The 19,491-nt window shown below is 75.5% G+C and carries 22 protein-coding genes, 2 tRNA genes and 1 other RNA gene; 8 read left to right on the top strand and 17 right to left on the bottom strand.

The genetic code is table 11. From position 1 onward, the window contains the following. Window positions 1–228: 228 nt before the first annotated feature. Both ACYVG5_RS10995 and ACYVG5_RS10990 read right to left on the bottom strand, forming a co-directional pair. Window positions 229–1,392 (bottom strand): ROK family protein, encoded by a 1,164-nt coding sequence (locus ACYVG5_RS10995; protein WP_460683178.1) that lies wholly within the window; start codon window positions 1,390–1,392, stop codon window positions 229–231. Between the two features lie 84 nt (window positions 1,393–1,476). Further along, window positions 1,477–2,235, bottom strand: coding sequence for a VOC family protein (locus ACYVG5_RS10990; protein WP_222047445.1), 759 nt, complete (start codon window positions 2,233–2,235; stop codon window positions 1,477–1,479). A gap of 142 nt (window positions 2,236–2,377) precedes the next feature. On the opposite strand from ACYVG5_RS10990, the gene ACYVG5_RS10985 reads away from it, so the two are divergent. Beyond that, window positions 2,378–2,734, top strand: a complete 357-nt coding sequence (locus tag ACYVG5_RS10985; RefSeq protein ID WP_460683177.1) for a Rieske (2Fe-2S) protein — start codon at window positions 2,378–2,380, stop codon at window positions 2,732–2,734. Window positions 2,735–2,769: 35 nt separating this feature from the next. Here ACYVG5_RS10985 and ACYVG5_RS10980 read toward each other — a convergent pair whose 3' ends face one another. From ACYVG5_RS10980 to ACYVG5_RS10940, 9 genes are all read right to left on the bottom strand, one after another. Continuing rightward, window positions 2,770–3,588, bottom strand: coding sequence for a MetQ/NlpA family ABC transporter substrate-binding protein (locus ACYVG5_RS10980; RefSeq protein ID WP_222047451.1), 819 nt, complete (start codon window positions 3,586–3,588; stop codon window positions 2,770–2,772). A 62-nt stretch (window positions 3,589–3,650) separates the two neighbouring features. After that, the gene (locus tag ACYVG5_RS10975; protein WP_222047454.1) at window positions 3,651–4,310 is read right to left on the bottom strand and encodes a methionine ABC transporter permease; all 660 of its coding nucleotides are present in this window, start codon (window positions 4,308–4,310) and stop codon (window positions 3,651–3,653) included. Then, window positions 4,307–5,398, bottom strand: coding sequence for a methionine ABC transporter ATP-binding protein (locus tag ACYVG5_RS10970; RefSeq protein WP_222047457.1), 1,092 nt, complete (start codon window positions 5,396–5,398; stop codon window positions 4,307–4,309). Before ACYVG5_RS10970 ends, ACYVG5_RS10975 begins: the two co-directional genes overlap by 4 nt. Window positions 5,399–5,820: 422 nt before the next feature. Then, window positions 5,821–6,420, bottom strand: a complete 600-nt coding sequence (recR, locus tag ACYVG5_RS10965) for a recombination mediator RecR (protein WP_222047460.1) — start codon at window positions 6,418–6,420, stop codon at window positions 5,821–5,823. A 66-nt stretch (window positions 6,421–6,486) separates the two neighbouring features. Next, complete coding sequence (locus tag ACYVG5_RS10960) at window positions 6,487–6,819, bottom strand: YbaB/EbfC family nucleoid-associated protein (RefSeq protein ID WP_222047463.1); 333 nt, start codon at window positions 6,817–6,819, stop codon at window positions 6,487–6,489. Between the two features lie 68 nt (window positions 6,820–6,887). Further along, entirely contained in the window at window positions 6,888–9,137 is a 2,250-nt protein-coding gene (locus ACYVG5_RS10955) for a DNA polymerase III subunit gamma and tau (protein ID WP_460683176.1), read from the bottom strand. A gap of 81 nt (window positions 9,138–9,218) precedes the next feature. Then, window positions 9,219–9,920, bottom strand: coding sequence for a YceI family protein (locus ACYVG5_RS10950; protein ID WP_460683175.1), 702 nt, complete (start codon window positions 9,918–9,920; stop codon window positions 9,219–9,221). Window positions 9,921–9,965: 45 nt separating this feature from the next. Continuing rightward, window positions 9,966–10,061: signal recognition particle sRNA small type (gene ffs, locus ACYVG5_RS10945), an RNA gene on the bottom strand. 236 nt (window positions 10,062–10,297) lie between these two features. After that, a tRNA-Ser gene (locus ACYVG5_RS10940) sits at window positions 10,298–10,382 on the bottom strand. A 163-nt stretch (window positions 10,383–10,545) separates the two neighbouring features. Here ACYVG5_RS10940 and ACYVG5_RS10935 point away from each other — a divergent pair. From ACYVG5_RS10935 to ACYVG5_RS10925, 3 genes are read left to right on the top strand one after another with little or no spacing between them, the layout of a single operon-like run. After that, window positions 10,546–10,893: a hypothetical protein gene (locus ACYVG5_RS10935; RefSeq protein ID WP_222047472.1), complete on the top strand. Its 348-nt coding sequence runs from the start codon at window positions 10,546–10,548 to the stop codon at window positions 10,891–10,893. A gap of 37 nt (window positions 10,894–10,930) precedes the next feature. Then, window positions 10,931–12,556 carry a serine/threonine-protein kinase gene (locus ACYVG5_RS10930; RefSeq protein ID WP_222047475.1) on the top strand — a complete coding sequence of 542 codons (1,626 nt, stop codon included), beginning with the start codon at window positions 10,931–10,933 and terminating at the stop codon, window positions 12,554–12,556. 44 nt (window positions 12,557–12,600) lie between these two features. Then, entirely contained in the window at window positions 12,601–13,104 is a 504-nt protein-coding gene (locus ACYVG5_RS10925) for a hypothetical protein (protein WP_222047478.1), read from the top strand. Between the two features lie 93 nt (window positions 13,105–13,197). Here ACYVG5_RS10925 and ACYVG5_RS10920 read toward each other — a convergent pair. From ACYVG5_RS10920 to ACYVG5_RS10905, 4 genes are all read right to left on the bottom strand, one after another. Then, window positions 13,198–13,282, bottom strand: a tRNA-Ser gene (locus ACYVG5_RS10920). A 10-nt stretch (window positions 13,283–13,292) separates the two neighbouring features. Further along, a complete protein-coding gene (locus ACYVG5_RS10915; protein WP_246629974.1) occupies window positions 13,293–13,769 on the bottom strand; it encodes a nucleoside deaminase in 477 nt (158 codons plus the stop codon). Between the two features lie 133 nt (window positions 13,770–13,902). Next, entirely contained in the window at window positions 13,903–14,586 is a 684-nt protein-coding gene (locus tag ACYVG5_RS10910) for an HAD family hydrolase (RefSeq protein WP_222047481.1), read from the bottom strand. Beyond that, a complete protein-coding gene (locus tag ACYVG5_RS10905) occupies window positions 14,583–15,131 on the bottom strand; it encodes a tRNA adenosine deaminase-associated protein (RefSeq protein ID WP_222047484.1) in 549 nt (182 codons plus the stop codon). The genes ACYVG5_RS10910 and ACYVG5_RS10905 overlap by 4 nt, the downstream gene beginning before the upstream one ends. Before the next feature lie 12 nt (window positions 15,132–15,143). On the opposite strand from ACYVG5_RS10905, the gene ACYVG5_RS10900 reads away from it, so the two are divergent. Together ACYVG5_RS10900 and ACYVG5_RS10895 are read left to right on the top strand one after the other, a co-directional pair. Continuing rightward, window positions 15,144–15,635: a PaaI family thioesterase gene (locus tag ACYVG5_RS10900; protein WP_222047487.1), complete on the top strand. Its 492-nt coding sequence runs from the start codon at window positions 15,144–15,146 to the stop codon at window positions 15,633–15,635. After that, window positions 15,632–16,543 carry a prephenate dehydrogenase/arogenate dehydrogenase family protein gene (locus ACYVG5_RS10895; protein WP_460683174.1) on the top strand — a complete coding sequence of 304 codons (912 nt, stop codon included), beginning with the start codon at window positions 15,632–15,634 and terminating at the stop codon, window positions 16,541–16,543. Before ACYVG5_RS10900 ends, ACYVG5_RS10895 begins: the two co-directional genes overlap by 4 nt. 8 nt (window positions 16,544–16,551) lie before the next feature. Here the strand turns inward: ACYVG5_RS10895 and ACYVG5_RS10890 are convergent, their stop codons facing one another. Continuing rightward, on the bottom strand, window positions 16,552–16,983 hold the full coding sequence (locus ACYVG5_RS10890; protein ID WP_222047490.1) for a VOC family protein: 432 nt from the start codon (window positions 16,981–16,983) through the stop codon (window positions 16,552–16,554). Between the two features lie 104 nt (window positions 16,984–17,087). On the opposite strand from ACYVG5_RS10890, the gene ACYVG5_RS10885 reads away from it, so the two are divergent. Together ACYVG5_RS10885 and ACYVG5_RS10880 are read left to right on the top strand one after the other, a co-directional pair. Further along, on the top strand, window positions 17,088–17,330 hold the full coding sequence (locus ACYVG5_RS10885) for a DUF2630 family protein (RefSeq protein WP_222047493.1): 243 nt from the start codon (window positions 17,088–17,090) through the stop codon (window positions 17,328–17,330). A 155-nt stretch (window positions 17,331–17,485) separates the two neighbouring features. Next, the gene (locus tag ACYVG5_RS10880) at window positions 17,486–18,475 is read left to right on the top strand and encodes a UDP-glucuronic acid decarboxylase family protein (protein ID WP_222047496.1); all 990 of its coding nucleotides are present in this window, start codon (window positions 17,486–17,488) and stop codon (window positions 18,473–18,475) included. A gap of 60 nt (window positions 18,476–18,535) precedes the next feature. On the opposite strand, the gene ACYVG5_RS10875 is transcribed toward ACYVG5_RS10880, so the two are convergent. Continuing rightward, window positions 18,536–19,453 (bottom strand): glycosyltransferase family 9 protein, encoded by a 918-nt coding sequence (locus ACYVG5_RS10875; RefSeq protein WP_460683173.1) that lies wholly within the window; start codon window positions 19,451–19,453, stop codon window positions 18,536–18,538. Window positions 19,454–19,491 lie beyond the last annotated feature (38 nt).

Genomic DNA, 19,491 nt, shown 5'->3' with positions numbered 1-19,491 from the left:
GCCCGGGAGCACCGGACCGGACGCCGTGGGCAGAGGACACCGCGACCACCTCCTACTTTTGCTCAACGCTGACCATTAGTCCGTGACGCGGGACACTATTGCCGCCGCTTCTCGGCGGTCAAGGGCTCCGGCGGACGTGACCGAACCGCAACCTGCGGCGCGCTGCGGGGTTCGGTGGCGGCGGCACTGCGGTGCGGAGACGCCGGGTGGCGCCAGGTGGCGCGTGGATCAGCGGGCGACGGCCTGGTGGACCGTGTCCTCGTCCAGGAAGCCCTCGATCGCCATCAGGGCGGCGCCGAGCCGGCCGGAGAGGTCGGGGGCGTCGCTCACCGTGATGTCCAGCGCCCGGGCGGCCAGGGGCATGGAGCGGCCGTAGACGGCCTCGCGGATGCCCGCGAGCAGCGGGGCCCCGGCCTGCGCGACCCCGCCGGTCATCACGATGCGGTGCGGGTTGAAGAAGTTGACCAGGCTGGCGAGCACCGTGCCGATCGTGCGGCCGGCGTTGCGGACGAGCTCGAGCGCGGGCCCGTCACCGTGCGCCGCCAGCTGGACGAGCTCCCGGGTGGAGCCGACCGGGAGGCCCGCCGCCACGGCGTCGCGGAGCAGCGCACCACCACCGGCGATGGCCTCCAGGCAGTTCTCGTTCCCGCACCGGCAGACCACGGCCCGACCGCCGGGTGCCGGGACGGAGATGTGCCCGATGTCGCCGGCGCTGCCCTGGGCCCCGCGGTAGACCCGGCCCTCGATGATGATCCCGCAGCCGATGCCGGTGCCGACCTTCACCACCAGCACGTCCTCGACCGACCCGGCGACGCCCATCTCCCCCAGCGCCATGACGTTCACGTCGTTGTCGGCGTAGACCGGGCACTCGTAGCGGCCGAACGCGCTCGGGATCGGGTGGTCGTGCCAGCCCGGCATGATCGGCGGGTGGAACGGCCGGCCGGTGGAGAACTCCACCGGCCCGGGCACGCCGACCCCCACCGCGCACACGTCGGCGGGGGTGAGCCCCGCCTCGGCCAGCACCTTCTGGGCGAGCCGGTCGACCTCGGCCAGCACCGGGCCCGGCCCGTCGGCGATGTCGATCGGGTGCCCGACCGTGGCGAGGACCTGCGCCGAGAGGTCGGTGACGGCGACGTCGACACTGGTCACCCCGAGATCGACGGCGAGCACGCACCCGGCCCCGCTGTTGAAGCGCAGCAACGTGGGGGGCCGCCCGCCGGTGCTCCAGCCCCGGCCGCCCTCCGCCAGGAGGTTCGCCCCGATCAGCTGGTCGACCCGCGCGCTCACGGTGTTCCGTGATGCGCCGGTGAGCGCGACGAGCTCGGCCCGGCTGCGCGCGCGCCCGGTGCGCACGTGGCGCAGCAGGGCGCTGGCCGAGGCGGGGTGCGTCACGCGGGCCATAGTGGCACGCGCTCCGGCGGCCGGGGACCCGCTGCCCACCGGGGTGCGGAGGCCGCCCCGGCAGGTGCGCGGGGCCTAGCCCAAGACGTCCTGCATCACGGAGAACGGTGCGCCCCAGGGGTCGCGCACGACGGCGATCCGCCCGTAGGGCGTGTCCTCCGCCGCCATCAGCACCGCGCCGCCGGCGGCTTCCACCTGGCGCACCGCCTCGTCGGTCACCGCGACCGAGAAGCAGGTGGTCCACCCCGTGGGCAACGACTCCGCGGTGGCGCCGAGACCGCCGAGCGGCTGGGCGCCGGTGGAGAAGGTGCAGTAGCCGCCGGAGTCGGGCATCTCCTCCCAGCTGAAGCCGAAGACCGCGCTGTAGAACTCCCGCGCCGCCGCCGGATCGTCGACAGCGGCGTCGTTCCAGCTCAGCGCACCGGGCTCGCCGTAGACCTGCACCCCGGTGTTCTGGGCGCCCTGCCACAGGCCGAACGGATGGCCCTGGGGGTCACGGGCGATCGCCATCGTGCCCATCGGGCCGACCTCCATCGGGGGGAATACCACCGTGCCACCGGCCTCGGTAATGCGCGCGGCCGTCGCCGCGGCGTCGTCGGTGGCGAAGTACGTCGTCCAGCGGGGCGGGTCGACCGGGTCCTGGTGCGGGGCCAGGCCCGCGGCGTCGCAACCGTTGCGCTGGCAGATCAGGTACCCGCCGAACTCCGGGTCGCCGCCGGTGTACGTCCAGCCCAGCACCTCGGCGTAGAAGGCCTTCGCCGCCTCGACGTCGGGGGCGCCGTAGTCGATCCAGCACGGGGTGCCGGAGGGCCAGACGGTGTCGCGAGTGGGCATGACTTCCTCCTCGGGGGTCGATCTGGGGAGGGCAACCGTCCCACCGCCCACCGACGGTTCCGGCCGTCCGCGGCGCCACGTCTGCCGGTCGCGGCGGTGGGTAAGGCTGCGGGTACCGACCGCGTTCACCAGGAGGCCCGCCGTGCCCGAGCCCGACCGTCTGCCCGCCGCCGACCTGCCCCCGGGCGCCGTCCGCCGGGCCAGCGACTGGGCCGTCGGCAACGACGGCGGGCGGCTGTTCGCCGTGTCCCGCCGGTGCCGGCACCAGCTCGCCGACCTGTCCGCCGGCCGCATCGACGCCGACGGCTGCCTGGTCTGCCCGTGGCACCAGAGCCGCTACGACGTCGACACGGGGGCGATGGTCGCCGGGCCCCGCGGCTTCCTCGGTTACCACGGCCCGACCCCGGGCTACTCGGGGGTGGTGCGGCTGCTCGGCGCGGTCGTGCCGCTCCGGGTGCGCCGGGCGCTGCGCCGGGGGGACGACGTCGTCGTCGAGTGACCCGCGGCCCCGGTGGCAGCTGCCCGGCGCAGAGCTCAGAAAGCGGGGATGACGGCGCCCTCGTAGGTCTCCTCGATGAAGGTGCGCACCTCGTCGGAGTGCAGCAGTTCCTCCAGCTGCTGGATCCGCTCGTCGTCCTCGGTGCCGGTGCGCACGACCAGGAGGTTGGCGTTCGGGTTGCCCTCCGCCTCCTCCAGCGCGAGCGCGTCCTCGGCCGGGACCAGGTCGGCGTCGATCGCGTAGTTGCCGTTGATCACCGCGGCGTCGACGTCGACCAGCGACCGGGGCAGCTGCGCCGCCTCGATCGGCTGGATCTGCAGGTTCTTCGGGTTCTCGGCGATGTCCAGCGGGGTCGGTGCGGCGTCCCCGGTGTCGGCCAGGGTGATCAGGTCGTTGGCGGCCAGCAGGTCCAGCGCCCGCGCGGCGTTGGTCGGGTCGTTGGGAATGGCCACGGTGGCGCCGTCGGGCAGCTGCGCGAGGTCGGTGAACGAGTCGGAGTAGATGCCCAGCGGCTCGATGTGCACGGGGGCCAGCGCGGTGAAGTCGTACCCGGCGTTGGCCTCCTGCTCCTCCAGGTACGGCACGGTCTGGAAGTAGTTGGCGTCGATCGAGCCGTCGTCCAGGGCGACGTTGGGCTGGACGTAGTCGGTGAACTCGACGACCTCGAGGTCCAGCCCGGTGTCGGGGGCCAGCTCCTCGTCGATGTAGCGCAGGATCTCCGCGTGCGGGAGCGGCGAGGCCCCGACCTGCAAGGGCTCGTCCTCGGCGGAGAGCTCGGCACTACCACCGCCGCAGGCGGCCAGGGCGAGAGCCGAGGCCAGGGCGGTGGCGACCAGGGTGGGCTTGGAGCGCATGGTTCGGGTTCTCCTCGGTGCGGGGGCTCCGGCCGGTCGGCCGGCGGACTGGTCGGGCCGGGTCAGGCGGCGGCGAGATGGCGGGCCCAGCGGTCGCCGGCCCACTGCAGGAGCTGGACGACGACCAGCAGCAGGACGACGGTCGCCAGGGTGATGTCGGTGCGGAACTGCTGGTAGCCGTAGCGGATCGCGAAGTCGCCCAGCCCGCCGCCACCGACGGCGCCGGCCATGGCCGAGTAGCTGATCAGCGCGACGACGGTGACGGTGACGCCGGCGACCAGCGAGGGCAGCGCCTCGGGCAGCAGCACGGTGCGGACGACGTCGCGGCGGCGCGCGCCCATCGCCAGGGTCGCCTCGACCTTGCCGTGCGCGACCTCGCGCAGGCTGGTCTCGACCAGCCGGGCCAGGAACGGGACCGCGCCGATGGTCAGCGGCACGATCGTCGCGGTGGAGCCGATGGTGGTCCCGACGATGCCGCGGGTGACCGGCGCGACCAGGACCAGCAGGATGATGAACGGCAGCGAGCGGCCGAGGTTGACCACCAGGCCCAGCAGCCGGTTGACCATCGGGTGCGGCGCGAGCGCGCCGGGTGCCGTCACGGTGAGCAGCACGCCGAGCGGAACGCCGAGCAGCACGGTGAGACCGGTGGCGACCCCCACCATGTAGAGCGTCTCCCAGGTGGCGTCCACCAGTTGCGGGACGAGCCGGGACCAGTCGTTCACCGCTGCACGTCCGGGGCGTCGGCGAGGCGCTGGACGTCCGGTTCCGGCTCGGGTCGGGGCTCGTCGTCCGCGTCGGGGAACGGGCGCGGATCGCCGGCCGCCGTGCGCCCGACCAGTGCCCCGGCCGCGCGCAGCCGGGCCAGCGCCGGGTCGAGCCGGCCGTCGTCGCCCCGGACCCGGAGCAGCAGCCGGCCGAACCGCCGGCCGGCGACGGTCTCCACCGATCCGCCGATGACCTCGACGGACAGGCCGAGCTCGGCGGCGAGGGTGTGCAGCACCAGCCCCTCGGGCGCCGCGTCGGTGACGGTGACCTCCACCAGCTCGCCACCGGCGGCATCGGTTCCCGCCGCCGGCGCCGGGACGAGCTGGGCGGCCAGCGCGGAACCCGGCCGGGTCAGCACCTCGCTCAGCGGGCCACCGTCGACCACCCGGCCGGCGCTCATCAGGACCGCGCTGTCGCAGACCGCGCGCACCACGGACATCTCGTGGGTGATCAGCAGCACCGTGAGCCCGAGCTCGGCGCGCACCTGGCGCAGCAGGTCCAGGACGCCGCTGGTGCTGCCCGGGTCGAGGGCGGAGGTCGCCTCGTCGCAGAGCAGCACGGTGGGCCGGGCGGCCAGCGCCCGGGCGATCGCGACGCGCTGCTTCTGCCCGCCGGACAGCTGGGCGGGGCGGGACCCGTGCCGGTCGGCCAGGCCCACCAGGTCCAGCAGCTCGGCGACCCGGCGGCGGCGCTCGGCGCGGCCCACGCCGGCCAGTTCCAGCGGATGCTCGACGTTGCCGGCCGCGGTGCGCGAGTCGAGCAGGTTGAAGTGCTGGAAGATCATGCCGACCGACCGCCGGGCCCGCCGGATCCCGCCGGCGTCGAGGTCGGTGAGCACCTGACCGTCGACGGTCACCGTGCCCGACGTGGGCCGCTCGAGCAGGTTGACCAGCCGGGCGAGGGTGCTCTTGCCCGAGCCGCTGGGGCCCACCACTCCGGCGAACTCGCCGCGGGCGACCGACAGGCTCACCCCGTCGACGGCGACGACCTCCCCCGCACCACGGCGGGCGGGGAAGACCTTGCGGACGTCGGACAGCTCGATCACGGGATCCTCTGCGGTGGTGCGGACACGGGCGGCGGCTGTCCCGTACCCACCGGCGGCGCGGTTGCACGGGAGGCGCTGCGCGATCTGGCCGGGGTTGCGGGAGGCGATCGCCCGACGTCAGAGGAGGCTGGCGGTGCGCATCAGGTCGATGACGCGACGACGCGTCAACGAACCCGGCCCGACCATTCCTCGAGGATGCCGCGCCGGCGCGCCACCCGCCACCGCGCGCGCAGCATGTGAGCGATCGCTCAGCCATCATCGGGCGGCCCTCCTGCAGGGTCCCGCCGCGAGCCGGCCCCGTCCTGGGCGGAGCGGCCCCCCTGCAGGGTCCCGCCGCGAGCCGGCCCCGTCCTGGGCGGAGCGGCCCCCCTGCAGGGTCCCGCCGCGAGCTTGCGAGTAGCGGGGGGCAGGGGGGTCCTTCCTCAGGCGTCGATCCGCCGCCGGCCCTCGAAGGCCCGCCCCAGGGTGACCTCGTCGGCGTACTCGAGGTCACCGCCGACCGGCAGCCCGCTGGCCAGCCGGGAGACGGCCAGCCCCATCGGGGCGACCAGCCGGGCGAGGTAGGCCGCGGTCGCCTCGCCCTCGAGGTTGGGGTCGGTCGCGATGATCAGCTCGGTGACCGAGCCGTCCATCAGCCGGGTCATCAGCTCCCGGACCCGCAGGTCGTCCGGGCCGATGCCCTCGATCGGGCTGATCGCGCCGCCGAGCACGTGGTAGCGGCCTTTGAACTCGCGGGTGCGCTCGATCGCCACGACGTCCTTCGGCTCCTCGACGACGCAGATCACGTCGAGCGAGCGGCGAGCGTCACGGCAGATCCGGCACTGCTCGCCCTCGGAGACGTTGAAGCAGATGGTGCAGAACCGCACCTCGGCCTGGACCCGCTGCAGGGCCGCGACGAGCCGGCTGACGTCGGCCGACTCGGCCGAGAGCAGGTGGAAGGCGATGCGCTGCGCGCTCTTCGGCCCGACACCGGGCAACCGGCCGAGCTCGTCGATCAGGTCCTGGACAGCGCCCTCGTACACGGTGCTCCTCGCAGAGGTGGGCTCCCCCGGGCGCGGTTCGCGCGCCGGAGGACCCCACGGGGTGGGTCAGGCGCCGGGGAGCCCGAGGCCGCCGAGCCCACCGGTGACCGGACCCATCGTGCTGGCGGCCAGCTCGTTGGCCGCCCGGCCGGCGTCGCGGATGGCGGCGACGACGAGGTCCTGCAGCGTCTCGACGTCGTCGGGGTCGACCGCCTCGGGGGAGATGGTGAGCGCGGTCAGCTCACCGCTGCCGGTCATCGTGGCACTGACCAGGCCGCCGCCGGCCGTGCCGGTGACCTCGGCGGAGGCCAGCTCCGCCTGGGCGGCAGCCAACTGCTCCTGCATCTTCTGCGCCTGCTTCATGAGCTGCTGCATGTCGGGCTGGCCTCCGGGTCGCATCCCCCGAGAGTAGGTGCTGGCCCCCGACGGCGTCGCCGTACCGCTCCCGGGCCGGGGCGCGCCGCCCGTCAGCTGTCGATCGGGCGGGCGCCGAGCTGGGTGCGCAGCAGCTGCAGGGCGGCCTGCTCGGCGTCCAGCGCCGGCTCCGCATCCTGAGCCGTACCGGTGTCGGTGTCGGCGGCGCGTTCGGCGAGCAGCTCGGCGGCCTCGGCGCTCTCCGCCGCCCGGGTGGCCGCCCGCGCCGCCTCGGGGGTGGGTGCCGGCACGCCGGCAGCGGGCTGACCGGGGGTGTCCGCGACGGCCTGCACCCGCCAGCGGACGCCCAGCAGTTCCTGCAGCGCCGTGCGGACGACGTCCTTGTTCAGGTCGTCGTTCATCAGCCGGGCCAGCGCCGGGGACGTCATCGCCAGGCTGAGCACGCCGTTGGTGAGGTCGTGGACCTGGGCGCTGCGCAGCAGCGCCTCGGTGGTGCGCTTGTGCCGCTTGACCACCGCCAGCAGCTCCGGCCAGATCCGCCGGATGTCGGCGGTGGTGAGCTCGCCGTCGTCAGCTGCCTGCGCCGGTGCGGCGGACACCAGTGGGGACGGCTCGCCGCCGCGCGGCGCCGGAGCGGACTCCGCGGCGGCCCGCGGCGCCGGTGCGGACTCCGCGGCGGCGGCCGGGGCGGGAGCCGCCGCCGGCTGCGGCCAGTCCTCGTCGTCCGGCTCGGGGGGCAACGGGATGTCGGGCTCTCCGGTGGCCGCGACCGGCCGGCGAGCGGGAGCACCGGCCGGCGGCGCGGGACGCTCGGGAGCCGGCGGCGCGGGGCGGCCGGCGGCAGGCTCCGGGGCGGCGAGGGCACCCGGTCGGGCCGTGGCCGGCCAACCGTCGTCCCCGTCGGTGGCCGAGCCGGTGGACGAGCCGGTGGACGCGGCGGCGGGCGCGACCGGGCGGGGCGGCGCGGCCTCCGGCCGCGCCTGCGACGGGCGGACGTAGGGCTTGCGCGCGGTCGCGGACTCCGCGGCGCGGACCGGCTGGGAGGCCCGCTCCGGCGCCGGCCGGACCGGCTCGGAAGCGGGCTCGGGCTCACCGGCCCGCTCGGGCGCCGCTACCCGCGGCGCCGGCGCCGCCGGGGTGGCGGCAACCTCGGCGACCGGCCGGCCGGCGTGCTCGCCGGCGATCGACATCCGCCGCTCGAGCCGCTCCAGGCGCTGCAGCGTCGCCGCGGCCGACCCGTCGACGCCGGGCAGCAGCATCCGGGCGCACACGAGCTCGAGCAGCAGCCGGGGCGCCGTCGTCCCCCGCATCTCGCTGAGCCCCTCGTGCACGGTGTCGGCCAGCCGGGACAGCGTGGCCGAGCCCAGGGCCTGCGCCTGGCGGGACATCACGTCCATCCGGTCGGGCGGGCAGTCGAGCAGCCCGTTGCCCCCGGCCTCGGGGACGGCGTCGAGCACGATCAGGTCGCGCAGCCGGTCGAGCAGGTCGGTGGCGAAGCGGCGGGGGTCGTGCCCGGCCTCCACCACCCGGTCGACGGCGCGGAACACCCCCGGCGCGTCGGAGGCGGCCAGCGCGTCGACCGTCTCGTCGATCAGCGCGTCGTCGGTGACGCCGAGCAGGCCGACGGCGGTGCGGTAGGTGACGCCCTCGGGGCCGGCGCCGGCGAGCAGCTGGTCGAGGATCGACAGCGAGTCGCGGACCGAGCCGCCGCCGGCCCGCACCACCAGCGGGAACACCGTGGGCTCGACGGTGACGCCCTCCGCCTCGCAGGTGCGCTCGAGCAGGCCGCGCAGGGTGCCCGGCGGCACCAGCCGGAACGGGTAGTGGTGCGTGCGCGAGCGGATGGTGGGCAGCACCTTGTCCGGCTCGGTGGTGGCGAAGACGAAGACCAGGAATTCCGGCGGCTCCTCGACCACCTTCAGCAGGGCGTTGAAGCCCTGCGTGGTGACCATGTGCGCCTCGTCGACGATGTAGACCTTGTACCGGCTGTTCACGGGCGCGAAGAAGGCGCGTTCGCGCAGCTCACGGGCGTCGTCGACGCCGCCGTGGCTGGCCGCGTCGATCTCCATCACGTCCAGCGAGCCGGGCCCGTCGGGTGCCAGCGCGACGCAGGAGGGGCACACCCCGCACGGGTTCGACGTGGGGCCCTGCACGCAGTTCAGCGAGCGGGCGAGGATCCGCGCCGAGGAGGTCTTGCCGCAGCCGCGCGGGCCGCTGAAGAGGTAGGCGTGGTTGATCCGCCCGCCGTCGACGGCGTTGACCAGGGGCGTGGTGACGTGCTCCTGGCCGACCACCTCGGCGAAGGTCGCCGGGCGGTACTTCCGGTACAGAGCCAGTGCCACGGTCGCCGAGGCTACTCAACGGACCTGGCCCCCCTCACCACTCGCAGGCTCGCGGCGGGCCGCTGGACGAGGCCGCGGGCGTCACCGGGTGAGATGCAGGAAGAACTCCACCGCCCCCTGGTCGTCCACCCGCACGAAACCCAGGCTGGGCGCGTCGATGCCGTAGTCGCCGAACGTGACCGGGACCGACCCGGAGACGTCCACGCCCGCCGCGGTGCGTACGACGGAGAGGTCGACCTGAACCGGCCGGGTCGTCCCGGCCAGGGTCAGCTCACCGGCCACCGGGACGGCGACCGGGGTGCCGGTCAGCTCCGGCAGGTCGGCCGGCCCGGTGATCGCGAAGGTGGCGGTCGGGTGGGCGGCCACGTCCATCACGGTGTCGCGGAAGTACGCGTCCCGCGGGGACCGGTCGGTGGTGATGCCGGCGACGTCCACGGTGACCTGCCCCTCGGTGAGGTCGCCACCGGAGATCACCACCGAGCCGGTGACCTGGTCGGTGGTGCCGGCCACCGTCACGTCGGCGCCGTTGAGCACCTCGTGCACCCGGTACCCCGCCGAGGAGCCCGGCGCGACGGTCCAGGTGCCGTCGGTGCCGGCGACGAGCGGGGCGTTCGAGGGTTGGGCCCGGACGGTGGGCGCCGGGGGCGCGTCCTCTTCCAGGGCGGCGTAGACGAGCGGCCCTCCGACCACACCGGCGGCGAGCACCGCGGCCGCTCCACCGACGATCCACCAGGTACGACGTCCGGCCATGACCACTCCCGAGGAGAGAATGTGAAGGTTCATGCATCGAAGCGCATGGACCTGTGCGTGCCATGTGGATCCGGGAACGAAAAGGACCCCCCGCACACCCGTCAGAGCCCGCTTATCCTTGCTGCCTTCCGGCCCTGGGGAGGTTCACAGGGTGACGCCGCACGAGGGGTCGGTCCCCACTGTAGACGACCGGCCGGCGCCGGACCCCGATCGGACACCAGGGAGACGACGTGGCGGCCCCGCCCGCGGCTGCTGACCCCGGGCCTCCGTCGGCGTGTGGTCGCCGTCGATGGCGTGGGGGTGGCGCCCAGCACCCTGGCCTGGCCGCCGCCGTGCTCGGCGAGCGGCTGACCCCGACCGCACTGGCCGGGGGCGCGCTGATGCTCGGCGCCGTGACGGCGCTCTACCTGCGGAGGATGGGAGATTCGAACTCCCGAGGGCTTGCACCCAACCCGCTTTCCAAGCGAGCGCCATAGGCCACTAGGCGAATCCTCCAGTGCGGGGCCCACTTTACCGGGCGGGGGCCGGGCGGTCAGCCGCCGCCCTCCGGATCGGCGGGTCGGCGCGTCGCTCGGGTGGTCGTCCGACCCCCGCGCCAGGGATGATCAGACGTCGGAGAGTGCGAGGTGGCCCGGGAACGGGCCGGGAGGGGCAGGCCATGACCGAGTCCGAGCAGGTGCGCCCCGAGGTGGTGGCGGCGATCGTGGCCGCCCTCCGGGACACCGACCCCACCCAGCTGCCCGACGACGCGACGAAGGCGGAGAAGGCCGCGGCGAAGGACGCCTACCTCTCCGGGCTGGTCGCCGGCCGGGCCCAGCACGAACGGCAGACCCGAGCGTGGGAGCTGCTGCTGACCCGCAGCTACGACGACCCGCCGAGCTGGGAGCAGCTGTTCGACGAGCTGCCCGAGAGCTCGCTCGGCGAGCTGAGCGAGCTCTACGACGCCCTGCCCGAGGGGGCCCAGACCGAGTACACGCGTCGGTTCGGGGCCCCCGTCACGGCCTGACCGCCGCCGTTCTCCGGCCCGTGCTCCCCTCTTCCCGGTGACCGGCCCCGGGGCCCTCGTGGCCGACCGGTACCGGCTGCGCTCCCAGCTGGGCGGTGGCGGCATGGGCGCGGTCTGGCTCGCGCGCGACGAGCTGCTGGGCCGGGAGGTCGCGGTCAAGCAGGTGCTGGTGCCCGCCGGCATCGACCCGGCGCTCGCGCAGGCCAATCGCGAGGCGGCCATGCGCGAGGGACGGATCGCCGCCCGGCTCTCGCACCCGCACGCCGTCTCGGTCTACGACATGGTCCTCGACCAGGGCCAGCCATGGCTGGTCATGGAGTACCTGCCCTCGGTCAGCCTGGCGGCGCTGCTGCAGGAGCGGGGGGTGCTGCCGATCGCCCAGGTGGCGCAGATCGGGGCGCAGGTGGCCGATGCGCTGGCCGCGACGCACGCGGCGGGCATCGTCCACCGCGACGTGAAGCCGGGCAACATCCTCATCGGCGAGGGTGCCGGCCGCGAGGGCCTGGTGAAGATCACCGACTTCGGCATCTCCCGGGCGGTCGGGGACGTCTCGCTGACCCAGACCGGGGTGGTGAAGGGGACGCCGGCCTTCCTGGCCCCGGAGGTGGCCCAGGGCTCCTCCCCCGACGAGGCCAGCGACGTCTTCTCCCTCGGGGCGACGCTCTACGCCTGCCTCGAGGGCACCCCGCCGTTCGGGCTGAGCGACAACGCCCTGCAGATGCTGCACAAGGTCGCGGGCGGTGACTTCCAGCCGCCGCAGCAGGCCGGCGCCCTGACCGCGCCGCTGATGCGGATGCTGTCGGCCGACCCGGCCCAGCGGCCGACGATGGTGCCGGTGCGTGACCAGCTGGCGACGCTGGCGGCCGGCCCCGACCGGGACGTCACCGAGGTGCTGACCGCCCGCACCACGCTGCCGAAGACCCTCCCGGGGATGCCGGCCCGGCCCCGGCCGGCGCCGGTGGAGCGGACGCCGATCGCCCCGCCTCCGCCGCCGCCCGGGGCGGCCGCGGAGCCGCCTGCGGCGCCTCCCGCCCAGCCGGCGCCTGCGGAGCCGGCCTCCCGGCCGGCCCCCGCGCCGGTGACCCGGCGGCGCCCGCGGTGGCCCGCCGCGCTGGTCGCGGTCCTGGTGCTGAGCGTGGTCGCCGTCCTGCTGGTGATCTGGCTGAACCGCCCGGATGGACAGGACGGCACCGCCGCCGGGAACGCCCCGACGTCCTCCGCGCCCGCCCCGGACTCGGCCGGGCAGAGCGCCTCACCGGAGCCGGACGCCGAGCCGGAAGGGACCACGCCGAGCGTCGAGGAGAGCACTCCGGAGACCACGACCCCCACCGCGACGACGCCCGACGGCCCGCCCACCGCGGCGGAGATGCAGCAGTTCGTCACCGACTACTACGCGCTGCTGCCCGGACGACCCGACGCGGCGTGGGAACGCACCGGTCCGACGCTGCGCGACATCAGCAGCCCCGGCGACTACCGGGCGTTCTGGAGCAACTTCCGCTCGGTGACGCTGGGCGAGGTCCGGGCCGACCCGAGCACGCTGGTGGTGGACGCCGAGGTCACCTTCGTGGAGAACGACGGCGACACGTTCCCCGAGCAGCACGTCATCCAGCTCGTGGCGGGCCCGGACGGGCAGCTGCTGGTCGACTCGGACGTGCCCGTCTGACCGCACGCCGACCGAGTCGGCCGAGGGCTGGTTACCGTGCGCCGATGCGCACCTCGCGGCTCGGCACCGTCCTGCTGGCCCTGGTCGTCGCGCCCGCCGTCCTCGTCGGGTGCTCGTCGGGAGGCTCGTCGGGAGGCTCGGAGCCGCCGTCCGCGGCGCCCTCGACCGGGGCCCCGTCCGCAGCCACCACGGCCACCCAGGACGCGGCGGCGGCCGAGGCGGCGAGGAAGGAGACGTTCTGCACCGAGGTGCCCGGCCTGCTCACCGGCATCACCGCGGACCTGCAGAGCCTGCAGGCGCCGGAGGACGCCCGGCGGGTGCTCGGCGAGGCGGTGGACCGGATCGCCGCGGTCGAGCCGCCGGCCGGGGCGGAGGCGGAGTGGGAACGCCTGGTCGCCGCCTGGACCGGCATGCGCGACCTGCTGGGCGAGGCGGACCTGCGGAACCCGGAGGCCAACGCCGCGCTGGCACCCCGGCTCCAGGAGCTGCAGACCGAGCTCGTCGACTCCGGCGCCGCGATCGACGCCTACGGCAAGGCCCACTGCTGACCCGCGCTCCCGGCCGGTCGGGCCGGTCGGGCCGGGGAACGACGACGGCGGCGCCCCGTTCCCTCGTGGGAACCGGACGCCGCCGTCGGAACGCGGTGGCGGTGGGATTTGAACCCACGGAGGCTTGCACCTCACACGCTTTCGAGGCGTGCTCCTTCGGCCGCTCGGACACGCCACCGCCGAAAAGACTACAGGCCCCGCTTGGCCCGGAAGAACGCACGTAGCAGCGCGCCGGACTCCTCGGCGCGGATCCCGCCCACCACCTCGGGACGGTGGTTGAGCCGCCGGTCCCGGACGACGTCCCAGAGCGATCCGGCGGCGCCGGCCTTCGGGTCGTCGGCGCCGTAGACCACCCGGGAGACCCGGGCCAGCACGCTGGCGCCGGCGCACATCGTGCACGGCTCCAGGCTGACCACGAGGGTCGCGCCGGTCAGCCGCCAGCCGTCGCCGTGCACCCGGGCGGCCGCCCGCAGCGCCAGCACCTCGGCGTGCGCGGTCGGGTCACCGCGCTTCTCCCGCTCGTTGGCTGCCTCGGCCAGCACGTTTCCGTCCGCCCCGAGGACGACGGCGCCGATCGGCGTGTCCCCCCACTCCTGAGCGGCGGCCGCCAGCTCCAGCGCCCGCAGCATCGCCCGGTCCTCGTTCACCGGGTACCCCTGCGGCATCTAGTGCTCTGCGTACCCACCGCACTCAGAGCACGAAGGCCGGGAGTCGCATCCACATCCCGCCATCTAGTGCTCTGCGTACCGGGGGTACTCAGAGCACTAGATCGTCGGGAGGTACCTCCCCGGGCGGTGGTCACCGCTGCCCGCCGTCCGCGGGGTCGGTCGCCAGGTCGAGCCCCGTGAGCACCGAGAGCTCGGCCAGCGCCGCGCCCGGCTCGATGACCTTGAGGGTGCGGAAGCCCATCGCCCGGGCCGGCTTGAGGTTGATCCCCAGGTCGTCGAGGTAGCCGCAGTCGGTGGCCGCGACGGGGCGTCCGGCGGCCGTCGACAGCCGCTCCAAAGTGCGGGAGTAGATCGCCGGCTCGGGCTTGCGCACGCCCTCCACCGAGGACTCGACCACCGCGTCGAAGAGGCCGAGCAGCTCCCCCAGCGGCCCGGTGCGCGGCATCGGGGCGACGTTGTTCGACAGCAGCGCCAGCGGCACGCCGGCGCTCCGCAGCCGGCGCACGGCTCCGACCATCGCCGGCCGCAGCTCCCCGGCCAACGCCGCCAGCACCCGGCCGGCGTCCACGGTGTACCCGGCCGCGGCCGCCTCGGCCTCGAAGGCGGCGCGGAAGCCGGCGACGTCGAGCTCGCCGCGCTCGTAGCGAGCCCAGGCGTTCGCGTCGGGGTGGCTGCTGCTCAGCCGGCGGACCAGTCCGTCCGGCAGGCCGGCCTCGGCCTCGTAGGCGCCGAACGCGGTCATCGGGCTGCCGGTGAGCACCCCGCCCAGGTCGAACACGACGGCCGTGACGACGGCGTCCCGGGAGGCGGTCACGGTGCGGCCACCGCGATCAGCTGCTCGGCGAAGCCCAGTCGCTCGGCGATGCGCAGCACCATCTCGTCGGCCCAGAGGTCGTCGGCGGCGAGCAGCAGCCCCAGCTCGTCGGCGGGCAGCCCGGCGTCGGCGAGGACGGCGAGGTCGCCGCCGGGCCAGCCGGTCCCGTCGTCGTCGAAGGCGTCGTCGACGGTGGCGGCGAAGGAGGAGCCGTCCTCGGCGCCGATGCCGTACCGCTCGACCACCTCCGCGGCCAGCAGCCACTCCTGGAAGGTGGCGTCGGAGATGAGCGCGCGGACCAGACCACCCGGGCCGTGCCGCAGCACGACGAAGTAGAGCCGGCTGTCCACGACCAGCACGAAGGGCCCCGGCCAGCCACCGGCGCCCGGCTCCCCCAGCGCCCGCTCGAGCACGGGCAGCTCGTCGCCGGCGTCGGCGGCGAGCAGCTCGCAGGACCAGCGCCCGGCAGGGCGGCTCACCCGCACGGCGAAGCTCGGCCGCAGCACGGGCGGATGGGTTCCGGAGGGGCGGGGCGGGGAGGCCATAGCCTTCAGATCATGGCCGACGACCCCGCGACCGACAGCACCGAGACCGCCGGCGACGCGGCGGCCGGCGACGACGCCGTCGACCCCACCCTGTTCGGGGCCCTGGCCGCCGATCCGCTGGCCGCACTGCTGGGCATCGAGCTGGAGTTCGTCGGTGCCGGCTACGCCCGGGCGGCGATGACCGTCGGCCCCCGGCACCTGAACGCCGTGGGCACCGCGCACGGCGGGGCGACCATGGCGCTCATCGACGTGGTGCACGCGGCGGTGAGCAACAGCCACGGCACGCTCGCGGTGGCCCAGGACGTGCACACCGAGTTCCTCGACGCCGCCCGCGCCGGCGACCGGCTCGTCGCCGAGGGCGTCGAGGTGCACCGCACCGGCCGGACGGCGGTCTACCGGATCGACGTCAGCACCGGCGACGGCCGGCGGGTGGCCACCGCGCTGGCCAGGGTGTTCCGGCTGGGCACCTCCTGGGCCGGCCCCGCCGGGGAGCCCCGGCCGTGAGCTTCCCGGTGCCGACGATGCCCGTCCCGCCGGTCTCGGTCGTCGGGCTCGGCCAGCTCGGCGGCTCGCTGGCCGCCGCGCTGGTCGCCGCGGGCCGGCCGGTCTCCGGCTGGGACGTCGACCCCTCCGCCCGGGGTGCGGCCGCGGCCCGCGGGGTGGCGATCAGCCCGGAGCTGACCGGGGTGGTGGTGCTCGCCGTCCCGATGCCGGCGCTGACCAGCGCGCTGGACGGGCTGTTCCTGGACCCCGACGCGACCGTCACCGACATCGGGTCGGTGAAGGGAGCGGTGGTCGCCGCGCTCGGCGCCGCCCACGGTGACCGCTTCGTCGGCGGGCACCCGATGTGCGGCACCGAGCGCTCCGGCCACCAGGCCACCGACCCGACCCTGTTCGCCGGCGCCCGGTGGGCCCTGTGCCTGGAGCCGGGAACCGACCTGCGCCGCTGGCTGCGGGTCGCGGAGGTGGCGCTGGCGGTCGGGGCCGAGGTCGTCCCGGTGACCGCCGCCGAGCACGACGACGCGGTGGCGGCGATCTCCGCCGTTCCGCACCTGCTGGCCGCGGCGCTGGCCGCCGCCGCGGCGGAGGCCGGTCCGCTGGCGCTGGGCCTGGCCGCCGGCAGTTTCCGCGACGGCACCCGGGTGATCGCCAGCGACCCCCGCTTCGTCACCGCGCTGGTCGAGGGCAACGCCGGGCCCGCGGGGGCCGCCCTGGACCGGGTCCTGGCCCAGCTGGACCGGCCGTGGCCGGACCTCGTGACCGCCGGGCACACCGCCCGGACGGCCGCGCCCGGTCGGCGTGCGGTGCGGGTGCCGCTGGACCGGGCCGCGCTGCTGGCGCTGGGCCGGGCCGGGGGCGCGGTGGACCGGCGGCAGGCGGCCTTCGTCGAGGGCTGGGTGCCGGAGGTCTGAGACGGGGGTCAGGAACCGCCGAGGTCGGGAACGGTGAGCGCACCGTCCGGGCCCAGCGGGAAGCCGGGGTTGAACGCGATCTCCCAGACGTGGCCGTCGGGGTCGGCGAAGCAGCCGGCGTACCCGCCGTAGAACGTCCGGGCGGCGGGGCGGCTGACCGTCGCGCCGGCGGCGGCCGCCTCGGCGAGCACCGCGTCGACCTCCGCGGGCGAGCGGACGTTGTGCGCCAGCGCCGTGCCGCCGAACGCGGCGCCGGTGTCCTCCACGCACGCGTCCGCGGCGAGCGCGGCGCGCCCCCACAGGACCACGGCCAGGCCGCCGGCCTGGAAGAACACCGTCTGCTCGACCTCCTGGCCGCGCCAGCCCAGCGCCTCGTAGAAGGCGCGCGCCCGGGCCACGTCGAACACCCCGAGGGTGACCAGGCTCACCCGCTGCTCCACCCGGCCACGCTACCGCCCGGGACGGACCACGCGCGGCCGGTTTCCCGGCGCCGCTCCGGGGCAGGCTCAGGGACGACGACCGAGCACCGAGGAGAGGACACCCCATGGCCGACGACGACGACAAGGACATCCGCAGCCGCATCGAGGCGCTGGTCGAGGAGGAGCACCGGCTGCGCGACAGCGCGGAGCACACCGACGAGCAGCGGGCCCGGCTGACCCAGATCGAGCACGACCGCGACCAGTTGTGGGATCTCCTGCGCCAGCGCGACGCCAAGCGGCAGTACGGGGAGAACCCGGACGAGGCCAGCCCCCGCCCCGAGCCGCAGGTGGAGAACTACCTCCAGTAACAGGAGGACCCCCTGCCCCCCACCGCTCGCAAGCTCGCGGCGGGACCCTGCAGGGGGCCGGAGGACAACACTTCGGCGTCGAAGTGTGCGAAGTTGATCTACGGGTAGGGGCTGTCCGCGACGCGGGGCCGACCCGCACGAGGAGGAGGACGTCGATGGTGCACACCGCAGTGCGCAGCGCGCGGGAGGTCCGCCGCGCCGTGGTGACCGGCGGTGCCGGGTTCCTCGGTTCGCACCTGTGCGAGCAACTCCTCGCCCGGGACGTCGAGGTGGTGTGCCTGGACAACTTCCTCACCGGCTCCCCGGAGAACGTGCTGCACCTGATGGAGCACCCCGGTTTCCGGCTGGTGCGCTGCGACGTCACCGACTACGTGCACGTCCCCGGCCCGGTCGACCTGGTGCTGCACTTCGCCTCGCCGGCCAGCCCGCTGGACTACCTCAGGATGCCGATCGAGACGCTCAAGGTGGGCAGCCTGGGCACCCTGCACACCCTCGGCCTGGCCAAGGACAAGGGCGCCCGCTACGTGCTGGCCTCCACCTCCGAGGTGTACGGCGACCCGCTGGTGCACCCGCAGCCCGAGGACTACTGGGGCAACGTCAACCCGGTGGGCCCCCGCGGGGTCTACGACGAGGCGAAGCGGTTCAGCGAGGCGCTGACCACCGCCTACCGCACCTCGCAGGGCATCGACACCGGCATCGTGCGCATCTTCAACACCTACGGCCCGCGGATGCGCGCCGACGACGGCCGCGCGATCCCCGCCTTCATCGGCCAGGCGCTGTCCGGGCGCCCGCTCACGGTGGCCGGCGACGGCTCCCAGACCCGGTCGATCTGCTACGTCGACGACACGGTGCGCGGCATCCTCGAGCTCGCCGGCTCCCCGCACGCCGGCCCGGTGAACATCGGCAACCCCGACGAGCTGTCCATGCTGCGGCTGGCCCGGTGGATCGTCGAGCTCACCGGCTCGTCGTCACCGGTCGAGTTCATCGACCTGCCGGTCGACGACCCGAAGGTGCGCCGCCCGGACACCACCCGGGCCGAGGAGCTGCTCGCCTGGCGGCCCTCGGTGCCCTCCGCCGAGGGGCTGCGCCGCACGGTCGACTGGTTCGCCGCCACCCGGGAGCTGGCGGCCGCGCACGCCGGCTGACGAAGGACCCCACTGTCCCCCGCCACTCGCCCGCTCGCGGCGGGCCCCTGCAGGGGGCCACTAGAGCAGGCGGTCGAGGGCCGCGGTGACCTCCGCGACGGTCACCCGGGCCAGGGCGGGGTCGAGCTCGGCGCCCCACGGGTCGCCGGCGCCGTCGCCGTGCCAGCGGACGACGTGCAACGGCCCCCGCTTCCCCGCCCTGGCCGGCGGGCCCCACAGCGCCGGCGACACCGGCCCGAACAGCACGACCGAGGGACGGCGGTAGGCGGTCGCCAGGTGCGCGACCCCGGTGTCACCGCAGACCACCACCCGGGCGGCGGCGACCACGGCGGCCAGTTCCAGCGACGTCGTCCGCCCGGCGAGCACCGCGGCGTCCGGCAGCCCGGCCGCGGCGGCCACCGCCCGCGCCAGCTCCACCTCGGCGGGCCCCCCGGTGATCCGCACGTCGTGCCCGCGCCCGGCGAGGTGCCGGGCGACGGCGGCGAACCGGTCGGGCGGCCAGCGCCGGCCGGGGAACGCGGCGCCCGGGTGCACGACCGAGGCCCCGGTCACCGGCGCCGGCACGGCCGGCACGGCGAGGTCCAGCGCGTCGGGATCGCAGGCCGCGCCGAGCCCCTCGTCGACCAGCCGGCACCAGCGGCGCACCTCGTGCTCGTCGGGGTACCAGGTCGGGCCCGGGTAGCCGGGGCTGTCGAAGGTCAGCAGCCGCCCGGGGTGCAGCCCGGCGACGACGGCGTGCGACAGCGGCCCCTTGCCGTGCAGGTCGACGGCGAGCTCGGGCGGTGGGCCGGACCAGTCGAGCGGCTCGAGCTCGCGGGCGGGCAGCACCTCGTCGACGGCGTCGAGGAGCCCGGCGAGCGGGGCCAGCGCCGCCGTCGTCGCCAGCACCAGCCGGTGGCCGGGGACGGCGGCCCGGATGCCGCGGATCGCCGGCACGCCGGTGAGCAGGTCACCGAGCCCCAGCGGCCGCAGCACCACCGCCTGGGGGGCTCTCGATACCGAGAGCCCCGACGCGT

It is taken from the genome of Modestobacter lapidis (assembly GCF_054780755.1).
This window is presented reverse-complemented; position numbering and strand designations above follow the sequence as displayed.

Coding starts and splice junctions, on each gene's coding strand:
- ACYVG5_RS10990 (WP_222047445.1), bottom strand. CDS start 2,235: ATGCCCACTCGCGACACCGTCTGGCCCTCCGGCACCCCGTGCTGGATC.
- ACYVG5_RS10980 (WP_222047451.1), bottom strand. CDS start 3,588: ATGCGCTCCAAGCCCACCCTGGTCGCCACCGCCCTGGCCTCGGCTCTC.
- ACYVG5_RS10960 (WP_222047463.1), bottom strand. CDS start 6,819: ATGCGACCCGGAGGCCAGCCCGACATGCAGCAGCTCATGAAGCAGGCG.
- ACYVG5_RS10950 (WP_460683175.1), bottom strand. CDS start 9,920: ATGAACCTTCACATTCTCTCCTCGGGAGTGGTCATGGCCGGACGTCGT.
- ACYVG5_RS10935 (WP_222047472.1), top strand. CDS start 10,546: ATGACCGAGTCCGAGCAGGTGCGCCCCGAGGTGGTGGCGGCGATCGTG.
- ACYVG5_RS10925 (WP_222047478.1), top strand. CDS start 12,601: ATGCGCACCTCGCGGCTCGGCACCGTCCTGCTGGCCCTGGTCGTCGCG.
- ACYVG5_RS10915 (WP_246629974.1), bottom strand. CDS start 13,769: ATGCCGCAGGGGTACCCGGTGAACGAGGACCGGGCGATGCTGCGGGCG.
- ACYVG5_RS10905 (WP_222047484.1), bottom strand. CDS start 15,131: ATGGCCTCCCCGCCCCGCCCCTCCGGAACCCATCCGCCCGTGCTGCGG.
- ACYVG5_RS10900 (WP_222047487.1), top strand. CDS start 15,144: ATGGCCGACGACCCCGCGACCGACAGCACCGAGACCGCCGGCGACGCG.
- ACYVG5_RS10885 (WP_222047493.1), top strand. CDS start 17,088: ATGGCCGACGACGACGACAAGGACATCCGCAGCCGCATCGAGGCGCTG.
- ACYVG5_RS10880 (WP_222047496.1), top strand. CDS start 17,486: ATGGTGCACACCGCAGTGCGCAGCGCGCGGGAGGTCCGCCGCGCCGTG.